We start from the raw sequence: 11,742 nt of genomic DNA, 5'->3' as shown, positions 1-11,742 counted from the left end.
GCCGCACCGGCCCGCACCCCCACCCGGCCGCCCATTCAGGATATTCTGTGGGTGGCCGGGTGGGGGTGCGGGCCGGTGCGGCCTATCCCTTAACGAAGCGCGGCGCAGGCTTCCTGGATGCGGGTGCAGGCTTTTTTCAGCACCTCTTCCGACGTCGCATAGCTGATGCGGAAGGCGGGCGAGAGGCCGAAGGCGGCGCCATGGACGGCGGCGACCTTGGCTTCGTCCAGGAAGTAGCCGATCAGCGTTTCGTCGCTGTCGATGGTCACCCCCTTGGGCGTCACCTTGCCGATCACGCCGCTGGCGTCGGGATAGACGTAGAAGGCGCCTTCGGGCGTCGGGCAATCCAACCCCGGCGCGTCGTTCAGCATCGCGACGACCATGTCCCGGCGCTTCTTGAAGGCGGCATTGCGGTCCTCCAGAAAATCCTGCGGCCCGGTGAGCGCGGCGACGGCAGCCGCCTGGCTGATCGAGCAGGGGTTGCTGGTCGACTGCGATTGCAGCTTGCCCATCGCTTTGATGATCCATTCGGGACCACCGGCAAAACCGATGCGCCAGCCGGTCATGGAGAAGGCCTTGGAGCAGCCATTGACCGTCAGCGTGCGGTCATAGAGTTCCGGGCAGACCTGTGCGATGGTGGCGAAGGGCGTGGTAGCGTACCAGACATGCTCATACATATCGTCGGTCATGACGAGCACGTGCGGATGCCGCAGCAGCACGTCGGCCAGCTCCTTCAGCTCCGCCGCCGAATAGGCCGCACCTGAGGGGTTCGATGGCGAGTTCAGCATCACCCACTTGGTGCGCGGAGTGATCGCGGCCTCCAGCTGGGCGGCGGTGATCTTGTAGCCCTGGCTCGCCGGACCCTCGATGAACACCGGCGTACCGCCCGCGAAATTCACGATGTCGGGATAGCTGACCCAGTAAGGCGCAGGGATGATGACCTCATCGCCCACGTCCACGGTCGCGACCAGCGCGTTGAACAAGGTGTGCTTGCCACCGGAGTTCACCGTGATCTGGCTGCGCTTATAGACCAGGCCATTGTCGCGCTGGAATTTGAACATCACCGCTTCCTTGACGTCGGCGGTGCCGTCCACGTCGGTATAGCGGGTCAGGTTGTTGCGGATGGCGGCGATGCCCGCTTCCTTGACGAAATCGGGCGTGTCGAAGTCCGGCTCCCCCGCCGACAGGCCAATCACGTCCACGCCCTGCGCCTTGAGCGCATTCACCCGCGCGCTCATGGCGAGCGTGGCGGAAGGCTGGATACGACCAAGCGCGGCGGAAGTCTGGCTCATGGTAATTATCTTTCTCCAAAGCGATTTCAAAGCGGGCGGCACCGCCCACTGGCTCGGAAATCGCGACAGCAAATGACTCAATCCCCTTGTCCGCACGTAAGGCGGACGCGGCGGTCCTTAGTGCGCAACGGACGCAGGGGCAACCGCCAGTTGGTGCTTCGTGGCTTTACGGCAGAATGATGTGGCTAATGCGCCCGCGTCGCCGCCACCATGCCGCGCGCGGCGTTGCCGATGAAGAAGCCATTGTCCAGATCATGCGCGCGCAGATCGGCCTCGACCGCCTCCCCCATGTCGATCAGGCTCTGGCGCAAGATGCCGGGCAGCAGGCCGCGCGACAGTGGCGGGGTGAGCAATTTGTCGCCGCGCTCGACGAAGATCGAGGAGAAACAGCCCTCGGTCAGATAGCCCTGCGCGTCGATCAGCGCGACTTCATAGGTGCCGCCGCGTTTGAGCGCGTCGCTGTAGAGCGACCGGTCGGTGGTCTTGTGCAGCAACCGCAGGTCATCGGCGGGCGCGTGGCGCGGCACGACCTTGACCGGCACGATCGCGCCCGGCCAGGCGATCCGATCGCGCACCTCGATCGCCACCGCCCCGCCGCGCGACACCATCAGCCGCACCCGGCTATGATCGCGCAGGCGGAAGGTCGCGGCCTGCAACTCGTTGCGCACGCCATGGCGATCGAAGGCAAAGCCGAGCGCATCGGCGCTCGCCTTCAACCTTGTAAGGTGCAGCTCCAGCAACCTGATGCCTTCGAGCGGATCGAAGGCCATGGTTTCGAGCAGATCATAGCGTCCATCGGCCAGTGACATTCCAGCTATTCCAAGCCGTTGGGGGCAAATATGTCAAGCACCAGCAAGAAACCGCCCCTTGGCCAGACATTCCGCCCACTCCGAACCGGCTTCTGAATCCACCACCAGACCGGACCCAAGGCCCAGCCGCCCGATGCCAGCGCCTTCATCAATGGTCAGCGTGCGGATCGCAACATTGAACGCCGCGTCGCCATCCGGGTCGATCCAGCCCATCGAGCCGGTATAGACGCCGCGCGCATGGGGTTCGAGCGCGTCGAGTATCTCCATCGCCCGCACCTTGGGCGCACCGGTGATCGAACCACAGGGAAACAGCACGCGCAGCACATCGACCGGCGACAGGCCGGGCAGGATGCGCGCGCGCACGGTCGACACCAGCTGGTGGACGGTGGGGTAGCTCTCCACCTTGAACAGGTCCGGCACGGTCACGCTGCCCGCGCGTGACACCCGCGACAGGTCGTTGCGCAACAGATCGACGATCATCAGATTTTCCGCGCGCTGCTTGGCATCGCTTTGCAGCCATCGGGCCAGCGCCGCGTCCTGTTGCGGATCGCTATGGCGGGTCGCGGTGCCCTTCATCGGCCGCGCGGTCAACTGCCCGCGCACCAGCGTGAAGAAAAGTTCGGGCGAGAAGGAGAGCAACGCCTGCCTGCCGGTGCGGATCACCCCGCCATAGCCCGCCGCCGCGCGCGGGCGGATCGCGGCATAGAGCGCCAGCGGATCGCCAGTCACTATGGTTTCGCAGGGGAAGGTCAGGTTCGCCTGATAAATGTCCCCCGCGCGGATATAATCCTGCACGGCATTGAACGCGACGCGATAGTCGGCCTCGTCGATCAGCGGACGCGGCGGCGTCACGGTCGCGCCAGCCGGATCGGGCAGCAAATCGGGCAACGCCCCCGGCGCGATCAGCCGCACCCCTTCAAACAGACCGAACCACAGCAATGGCGCGGCGCTGCGTTCCGCCTGACGGCGACGGGCGATCGGGGCCAGCCGCTCCTCCAGCGCAAGGCCGGCCTCATAGGCCATATAGCCAGCGACATGCAGTCCGCTCTCGCGCGCGTCGGCCAGCCGGTCGAGCGCGGGCTGGACCTCGTCCATGCTGTGCGCGGCGATGATGCCGACCGGGTCGCGATACAGCCGCGCCGGGGCCGCGCCACGCACGCGCGCATCGTCGAACAGGGCAAAGACTTCGGACGGACCGGGGAGACGCATGGCGGCTTATTAACAGGCTTTTGCGCGGGCGAAAGGGTCAGTAGGGGAATATGCTGTGTTGCGTGGCCGCGGCGCAGCCCTTACCTCAGCGCCTATGCCCGACCAGACCCCCAAAGCCGCACCCGACCGTCCGCTTGGCGCAGCCATCGGCCATGCGCTGCGCGGACGCTGCCCCGCCTGTGGCGAAGGGCGGATGTTCGCCCGCTTCCTCAAGCCCATAACCGCCTGTACCCATTGCGGCCAGTCGTGGGATATGCATCAGGCCGACGATTTTCCGTCCTACATCGTCATCCTGTTGCTGGGCCATATATTGGTGCCGCTGATGATCGAGGTGAATAGCGCGCTCGATATTCCGCTGGGCTGGCAGGCGGCAATCTGGCCGACACTGGCGCTGCTGCTGGCCGTCGCGATGATCCAGCCGGTCAAGGGCGCGGTCATCGCCTTCCAATGGACCCGGCGGATGCACGGGTTCCGGTGAGACCAAAGTGCAATGGTCTTGACCTGTAAGGCACCCACCTCTTGCGAGGGTCATTGTTCACAGATTTTACGTCATCCCCGCGAAGGCGGGGATCCATCTCCTGACCTAAAATCAAGACGATAAGGCGGGAGATGGATTCCCGCCTTCGCGGGAATGACGACGTGAAAGGAGGTATGACTCTAATTCACATCACCCAGGCTGGCGAATGAAATTCATCTCCATCGCCTCGCGCAGCGTCTCCTCAATCTCGCGGCGGCCTTCGGCGCCATGGGTGACGACGGTGGTGTCGCAGGTGGCGACGCAGACGCCCTTCTGAAACCCGGCCGAACTGATCGTCCAGCTGGTCCGGCCGATATGGCCGATCGCGCAATGGACGTCGAACGGATAGGGAAAGTGCGATTCCTCGATGAAATTGAGGTTCACATTGGCCACCAGCCAGCGCACGCCCTGTTCCTGCGGGTGGCGGCCCATATGGTGGTGAAACCGGATACGCGCGGTCTCGAAGATTCCGGAAATCGCCACATTGTTGATGTGGCCCATCGTATCGAGATCCTGAAAGCGGGTGTCGATGCTGGTAACGAAGCGATAGGCTTCGGGACTGAAACGCCAGGAATCGGGTTTGGCCATGTCCTGCTTTCCAATAAGATAGGGATGGCAATGCCATAGCCATGCTGGCCGGTGATGCAATCGCGCCCGCGAAAATGGCGCGACTGCGACCTTTATGACACAATCTAGCGCAAGGGACGCGCGCATCACAAGATTGTCACGCAGACGACGCCAATCCGTCAAGCTCCTCACATTGCGGTGCAACATCACGCGCCTACGGCCCCGGACCAAGCCGATCACGGTTATCCAAGGGGAATTACAATGCGTCCTGCCACTGCCCTGCTGCTCGCCTCCACCATGCTGGCGGCCACGCCTGCCTTCGCCCAGACAGCCGCGCCAGCCGCAGAGGCCGCGCCCGACGATGCGACGATCATCGTCTTTGGCCGCGGCGAAACCCGCCAGGTGCAGGAAATATCGGCACGCGAAATCATCGTGCTGACGCCGGGCACCAATCCGCTGAAAGCCATCGAAAAACTGCCCAGCGTCAATTTCCAGTCGGCCGACCCGTTCGGCAATTATGAATGGTCGCAGCGCGTCACCATCCGCAGCTTCAACCAGAACCAGCTGGGCTTCAATTTCGACGGTATCCCGTTGGGCGACATGAGCTATGGCAATCATAACGGCCTGCACATCACCCGCGCCATCAGCAGCGAGAATATCGGCAACGTGCGCGTCAGCCAGGGTGCCGGTTCGCTCGGTACGCAGGCGACCGGCAATCTGGGCGGCACGGTCGAGACGTTCTCGGCCGAACCGACCGGCGAACTGGGCGCGCAGGGCAATCTGACCTATGGCAGCAACGACACGATCCGCGCCTTCGCCCGCCTCAATCTGGGCAGCACGGACGGCGTGCGCGGCTATGTGTCCTACGGCTATGGCTCGACCGACAAATATAAGGGCCAGGGAACGCAGGACCAGCATATGGGCAATGCGAAGGTCATCATCCCCGTCGGCGACGCGAAGATCGACGGCTGGCTTAGCTATTCCGACCGCCGCGAACAGGATTATCAGGACATGTCGATGGGCATGATCAATCGCCTCGGCTGGGACTGGGACAACACCTATCCCGACTATGCCCGCGCGATCGACTATGCCAGCCGCCTCAATGACGTGGACCTGATCAGCAACAGCGGCGGATCGCCCTTCCCCGATGGCCGTTTCGACTATAGCGGCGCGAACGTCGCCACCGGCCAGACCTATCCCGGCAATGTCACCAGCGCCGACGACGCCTATTATGACGCGGCCGGCCTGCGCAAGGACTGGCTGGGCGCAATCGGCCTGACCACGCCGCTGGGCGACAGCGCGACCTTCAAGATCAAGGGCTATTATCACAATAATAGCGGCATGGGCCTGTGGGCGACCCCCTACACCCGCAGCCCGAACGGCGTGCCGATGTCGGTGCGCACCACCGAATATGACATGGACCGGATCGGCGCGTTCGGCAGTGTCGACTATACGCTCGGCATCCAGAATCTGAGCGTTGGCGCCTGGTATGAGAATAACAAATTCCATCAGGCGCGTCGCTTCTACGCTTTCGCCAGCCGTACCGAGCCGGGCCTGTCCTTCCGCGACTATCCCAAAAATCCCTTCGCCACCCAGTGGGAATTCGACTTCACCACCGATACGTTCCAATATCATGTTCAGGACAAGATCGACCTTGGCATGGTGACGATCAATCTGGGGTGGAAGGGCTTTTCGGTCACCAACAAGGCCGAGGCTGTCGTCCAGGCGACCTTCCCGCAGGGCAAGATCAAGGCGCAGGACTGGTTCCAGCCCACGGCCGGTTTCGTCGTGGAAGTCAGCCCCGAAGCGGAAGTCTATGGCGGCTTCAGCCAGTCGACCCGCGCCTTCGCCAGCGCCACCACCGCCGGTCCGTTCTCGACCAACCAGGCCGGTTTCAACGCGATCAGGGACGATCTGAAGCCCGAATCGTCGGACACCTATGAACTGGGCCTGCGCTACAATACGCCGATGTTCAACGGCACGCTGGGCGCCTATCTGGTCAACTTCCGCAACCGCCTGCTCGCGGTGCAGGTGGGCAGCCCGATCCAGGGTCTGGCCTCCGCGCTTCAGAATGTCGGTGGCGTGCGCGCCATCGGCGTAGAGGCGGCGGGCGACCTGAAGCTGGGCGGCGGCTTTGGTCTCTATGCCAGCTACAGCTACACCGACGCCACCTATCGCGACGATGTGTTTAGCAGTGTCGTAAACCCGGATGGCACCTTCCCGCTGGTTGCGGCGATCAAGGGCAAGACCGTGGTGGACAGCCCCAAACATATGGCGCGCGGCGAGTTTAACTATGACGATGGCCAACGCTTCTTCCGCGTCGGCCTCAACTATATGTCGCGCCGCTACTATAGCTATACCAATGATGCGTCGGTCCCCGGCCGCCTGATCGTCGACGCCTCGCTCGGCTATCGCTTCACCGACAAGGTGGAGGTGCAGCTCAACGCCACCAACCTGTTCGACAAGCGCTATGTCGGCACCATCGGGTCGGGCGGCTTTGGCAATAGCGGCGACGCCCAGACCCTGCTGGTCGGTGCCCCCCAGCAATTCTTCGCCACGCTGAAGGCCGGGTTCTAAACAACAAGCTCCGTTCGTTTCGAGCGAAGTCGAGAAACATGCGCACAGCGTTATCCGCTTCTCGACACGCTCGAAGCGAACGGCAGTTGGGACAATCATCATGAAAAAGACCGCGCTCCTCACCACCGCCCTCGCCATCCTCTTCCCGCACACGGCGCTGGCGGAGCCCGTCCTCCTCATCTCGATCGACGGGCTGCGCCCCGGCGACGTGCTGGAGGCGGACAAGCGCGGCCTTTCTCTTCCCAACCTGCACCGCTTCGTGACGGAGGGCGCACATGCATCCGGCGTCACCGGCGTGTTGCCGACGCTGACCTACCCCAGCCACACGACGCTGATGACCGGTACAACCCCGGCCAAGCATGGCATCGTCGCCAACAACAGCTTCGACCCCACCGGCATCAACCAGGGCGGCTGGTATTGGTATGCGCAGGACATCAAGGTGCCGACCCTGTGGGAGGCCGCGACCAAGGCGGGCCTGACCACCGGCAATATCCACTGGCCGGTCAGCGTCGCGGCCAGGGGCGTTACCTGGAACCTGCCGCAAATCTGGCGCACCGGCCATGGTGACGACGCCAAATTGCTCGATGCGCTGGCGACGCCCGGCCTGAAAGCCGAACTGGAGGCGAAAGTCGGCGCGCCCTACGCGATGGGCATCGACGAAAGCCTGCCCGGCGACCAGCTGCGCGGCCGTTTCGCCACCGCCCTGATCGCCGCGCACAAGCCGCAATTCCTGACCGTCTATCTGACCGCGCTCGACCATGAACAGCATGAAAAGGGACCGGACAGCCCCGCCGCCAAAGCCGTGCTGGAAAAGATCGACGCGATCGTCGGCGATCTGGTCGCGGCGCAGATGCAGGCGCATCCCGATGCGGTGATCGCGCTGGTCAGCGACCATGGCTTTGAGGCAACCCACAGCGCGATCAACCTCTACCGCCCCTTCATCGACGCTGGCCTCATCACGCTGGGCAAGGATGGCAAGGTCGCGTCCTGGCTCGCCATGCCCTGGATTTCGGGCGGATCAGCCGCGATCATGCTGGCGCGGCCCGACGATGCCGCGCTCGCGGTGCAGGTGAAGGCGCTGCTCGACAAGCTCGCCGCCAATCCGGCCAATGGCATCGCGCAGGTTGCCGACAAGGCGCAAGTCGCCGCGATGGGCGGCAATCCGCAGGCGACCTTCACCATCAACCTTGCCCCCGGCTACGTCACCGACATTTTTCGAGGGAGCGCCGCGCCGGTCGTAGGACGCAGCCCGGTCAAGGGGATGCACGGCTATTTCCCCGGTCCCGCCAATCTGCGCGCCACCTTCATGGCGATGGGCCAGGGCGTCGCACGGGGCAAGGATCTGGGCCTGATCGACATGCGCGCCATCGCCCCGACCCTTGCCAAGCTCATGGGCGCACCGCTCCCCGACGCAGACGTCGAAGCGCTCCCCCTCCAGCCATAGGCAACGCTGCGTTTCCCGGCAGGGCGATGGACTTCGCCCCGCGCGCAGCATAGCGTCCGCGCCAGTCCATCCTGCCGGGGGTTCCATGCAGCGTTACAGCCTTGTCGCCATCATTCTCCACTGGGCCATCGCCGCCCTGCTCGCCTTCCAGATCAGCGTCGGCTGGGCGCTGGAGGATCTGGGCGCGCGCGGCTTTGCCCTCTATCAGTGGCACAAGTCGGTCGGCATCACGATCCTGCTGCTGACCCTGCTGCGGATCGTCATGCGCTACTGGAAGCCGCGCCCGCCGAAACTGGAGGGCGGCTGGCAGGGCGCGCTGGCGTCGGCCGTGCATGGCGGACTCTATGCTTTCATGCTGGGCGCGCCGCTGACCGGCTGGGCCTTGGTATCGACCGCCAAGGTCAAGGTGCCGACCCTTTTGTTCGGTGTCCTGCCCCTGCCCCATCTGCCGCTACCCGCCAGCGCGCATGATCTGGCGGAGGGCGGCCATGGCCTGATCGCTTGGCTTGGCATCGCGCTGTTCCTGCTCCATGTCGCGGGCGCGCTGCGTCATCATTTCCTGATGCGCGACGGGCTCATCTGGCGGATGATACCGGGCCGTTCGACCCTGTTGCTGATCGCCCTGCCCGCGCTGATCCTGCTGGGTCTGGTCGTCGGCCAGGCGATCCTCCCCGGCGCCGCCCCGCAAATGGCCGCCCCGGTCGAAGCGCCGGAAGTGACCGAAAATATCGCCGAACCCGTCAACCTTGTGGAGGCTGCGCCGGACAACGCCGCCAGCAACGCCGCCGAAGCCGCCCCGGAAGAACCCGTCGGCCCACCGCCTGCCTGGACCGTGCAACCCGGCGGCACGATCGGCTTTACGGTCGGCAATGATGGCCAGACGATCAGCGGCAGCTTCGCCAAATGGACCGCCGAGATTCTGATGGACCCCGACCATCCCGACAGCGCAGACATCAAGGTCAGCATCGACATGGCCAGCGCCAGCGTCGGCGATGCCTATCAGGACGGGATGCTGCCGGGCGACGAATTTTTCGCCGTCGCCAGCCACCCCACCGCAACCTTCACGGCGAAGGGCGCGGAAAAAACCGGCACCAACACCTATCGCGCCACCGGCACGCTCAGCCTGAAGGGCGTGACCAAGCCCCAGACGATCCGCTTCACCCTGACCGGTGACGGCGCGACCCGCAAAGTCGCTGGCACCGCCACCATCGCCCGCTCGGCCTTTGGCGTGGGCAATGGCCAGAGCAGCGGCGGCCTCGCCCCGCAGGTCAAGCTCAGCTTCGCCTTCACGGCCAGACAGAAGGATTGAGGCGGAGCGTTCCGGGCATCAGTCGTCCGGGTTGGACAGGCACGGACGGTGGCGGCACTATCACGCCAAGCCCAGCCGCGTTGGCTGACAGAAAGTGCCTGCCTTCATGCGCCTGTTCCTGACCGTCGCCCCCCTCCTCTTGTCTGGCGCCGCAGCGGCGGCACCCCCCGCCCCGGCAGCGCCCACCAGCGGCAGCGCCTTCATGTTTGAAAGCGGCACCTCGCTCCTCGCCAAATGCCGCAACAAGGCGCCCGAATATGCGCTGGCCTGCACCGCCTATATCGTCGGCGTGGTCGATGGTATCCGCAAGGACAGCTTCATCGGTCGGGGCCGCCCGATCTGCTGGCCCGACCGGATGAGCGCGGACGACGCCCGCCGCACGGTCGTCGCCTATCTCGAACGCTGGCCCGACCAGCGGCGCGGCCCCGCCTCCGTACTGGTCAGCGTCGCGCTCAACGACCGCTATCCATGCCAGAAATAGCCGCTCGATCAGTCTGATCGAAAGGATCATTGCGCCTGAACGTCGCGCGGCTGCTATAAACTTGCCTTGAACGGCGCACCGGCGTAGGTGCGGCCCCTGTTTTTTTGGTTCATTTTAGGAGACTCGTCGTGGCGGCGAATTGGACGCCGGATAGCTGGCGCGCGCATAAGGGCATTCAGATGCCCGCTTATCGGGACACACAGGCGCTTGCCGCCGTGGAAGCCCAGCTCGGCCAGTTTCCGCCGCTCGTCTTTGCAGGCGAGGCCCGCAACCTGAAAACGGACCTGGCCAAGGTCGCGGCCGGCGAAGCCTTCCTGCTCCAGGGCGGCGATTGCGCCGAAAGCTTTGCCGAATTCCACCCGAACAATATCCGCGACACGTTCCGCGTGCTGCTCCAGATGGCGGTCGTCCTGACCTTCGCGTCGAAGCTGCCGGTGGTGAAGGTCGGCCGTATGGCCGGCCAGTTCGCAAAGCCCCGTTCGGCCGATACCGAAGTCATCGGCGGGGTCGAGCTGCCCAGCTATCGCGGCGACAATGTCAACGACATCGCCTTCACGGCCGAAAGCCGCGAGCCGGACCCGCAGCGCATGGTGCAGGCCTATAACCAGTCGGCCGCGACATTGAACCTGCTGCGCGCCTTCTCGACCGGCGGCTATGCCAGCCTGGATCGGGTCCATGGCTGGATGCTCGATTTCATGGGCCGCAGCCCCTGGGCCGCAAAGTTTGAGCAGATGGCCGACCAGATCGGTCAGGCACTCGACTTCATGCGCGCCTGCGGCCTGTCGGCGGAAACCGTGCCCCAGCTTGGCGGGACCAGCTTCTACACCAGCCATGAAGCATTGCTGCTGCCGTTCGAGCAGGCGCTGACCCGGCAGGATTCGCTGACCGGCGACTGGTATGACACGTCCGCCCACATGCTGTGGATCGGCGACCGCACCCGTTTTGAAGGGTCGGCCCATGTCGAATATCTGCGCGGCATCGGCAATCCCATCGGCATGAAGTGCGGTCCCAGCCTGGAGCCGGATGTACTCATCCGCCTGCTCGACCTGCTCAACCCCAAGCGCGAAGCCGGGCGGATCACGCTCATCACCCGCTATGGCCATGACAAGATCGAGGCGGGCCTGCCCAAGCTGGTCCGCGCGGTGATGCGCGAAGGCCATCCGGTGGTCTGGTCCTGCGACCCGATGCACGGCAATGTCGTCAAGGCGGCCAATGGCTACAAGACACGGCCGTTCGAGCGCATCCTGGCCGAAGTGCGCGGCTTCTTCGCCGTCCACCGCGCCGAAGGCAGCTTTGGCGGCGGCATCCACGCCGAAATGACCGGCCAGAACGTCACCGAATGCACCGGCGGCGCCATCGCCATCACCGACGAAGGCCTCGCCGACCGCTACCACACCCATTGCGACCCGCGCCTGAACGCGGCGCAGAGCCTGGAACTGGCCTTCCTGCTGGCCGAAATGCTCAACGAAGAACTGAAAGAACGCCGCGCCGCGGCGTAAGAGGCGAGATGCCGTCAACTCCCCTCCCGCAAGCGGGA

Annotated in this window: 10 protein-coding genes; 6 read left to right on the top strand and 4 right to left on the bottom strand. The window is 64.6% G+C overall.

Going from position 1 to position 11,742, the window contains the following annotated elements; genetic code table 11:
- Positions 1-89: 89 nt before the first annotated feature.
- The 3 genes from EBBID32_RS22925 to pabB all read right to left on the bottom strand — a co-directional run bounded on the left by EBBID32_RS22925 (position 90) and on the right by pabB (position 3,310).
- Entirely contained in the window at positions 90-1,292 is a 1,203-nt protein-coding gene (locus EBBID32_RS22925) for a pyridoxal phosphate-dependent aminotransferase (protein ID WP_037492533.1), read from the bottom strand.
- 185 nt (positions 1,293-1,477) lie between these two features.
- Positions 1,478-2,101, bottom strand: a complete 624-nt coding sequence (locus EBBID32_RS22920; RefSeq protein WP_006967952.1) for an aminotransferase class IV — start codon at positions 2,099-2,101, stop codon at positions 1,478-1,480.
- Positions 2,102-2,134: 33 nt separating this feature from the next.
- Positions 2,135-3,310, bottom strand: coding sequence for an aminodeoxychorismate synthase component I (gene pabB / locus EBBID32_RS22915; protein WP_006967950.1), 1,176 nt, complete (start codon positions 3,308-3,310; stop codon positions 2,135-2,137).
- A 94-nt stretch (positions 3,311-3,404) separates the two neighbouring features.
- Between pabB and EBBID32_RS22910 the strand changes: the two genes are divergently transcribed.
- Complete coding sequence (locus tag EBBID32_RS22910) at positions 3,405-3,788, top strand: DUF983 domain-containing protein (protein WP_006967949.1); 384 nt, start codon at positions 3,405-3,407, stop codon at positions 3,786-3,788.
- A 189-nt stretch (positions 3,789-3,977) separates the two neighbouring features.
- Here EBBID32_RS22910 and EBBID32_RS22905 read toward each other — a convergent pair whose 3' ends face one another.
- Positions 3,978-4,415 carry an acyl-CoA thioesterase gene (locus EBBID32_RS22905; protein ID WP_006967948.1) on the bottom strand — a complete coding sequence of 146 codons (438 nt, stop codon included), beginning with the start codon at positions 4,413-4,415 and terminating at the stop codon, positions 3,978-3,980.
- 240 nt (positions 4,416-4,655) lie between these two features.
- Here EBBID32_RS22905 and EBBID32_RS22900 point away from each other — a divergent pair, with 240 nt between their 5' ends.
- From EBBID32_RS22900 to EBBID32_RS22880, 5 genes are all read left to right on the top strand, one after another.
- Positions 4,656-6,971, top strand: coding sequence for a TonB-dependent receptor (locus EBBID32_RS22900; protein ID WP_006967944.1), 2,316 nt, complete (start codon positions 4,656-4,658; stop codon positions 6,969-6,971).
- A 100-nt stretch (positions 6,972-7,071) separates the two neighbouring features.
- Positions 7,072-8,415, top strand: coding sequence for an alkaline phosphatase family protein (locus EBBID32_RS22895; RefSeq protein ID WP_006967942.1), 1,344 nt, complete (start codon positions 7,072-7,074; stop codon positions 8,413-8,415).
- Positions 8,416-8,500: 85 nt separating this feature from the next.
- Positions 8,501-9,724: a YceI family protein gene (locus EBBID32_RS22890; RefSeq protein ID WP_006967940.1), complete on the top strand. Its 1,224-nt coding sequence runs from the start codon at positions 8,501-8,503 to the stop codon at positions 9,722-9,724.
- A gap of 94 nt (positions 9,725-9,818) precedes the next feature.
- A complete protein-coding gene (locus EBBID32_RS22885) occupies positions 9,819-10,205 on the top strand; it encodes a Rap1a/Tai family immunity protein (protein WP_006967939.1) in 387 nt (128 codons plus the stop codon).
- A 128-nt stretch (positions 10,206-10,333) separates the two neighbouring features.
- Positions 10,334-11,704 (top strand): class II 3-deoxy-7-phosphoheptulonate synthase, encoded by a 1,371-nt coding sequence (locus tag EBBID32_RS22880; RefSeq protein ID WP_006967930.1) that lies wholly within the window; start codon positions 10,334-10,336, stop codon positions 11,702-11,704.
- Positions 11,705-11,742 lie beyond the last annotated feature (38 nt).

It is taken from the genome of Sphingobium indicum BiD32, assembly GCF_000382885.1.
GTDB classification, from domain to species: Bacteria; Pseudomonadota; Alphaproteobacteria; order Sphingomonadales; family Sphingomonadaceae; genus Sphingobium; species Sphingobium japonicum_C.
Note: the sequence above shows the minus strand (reverse complement) of the source record. Positions and strands in the feature narration are given on the sequence as shown.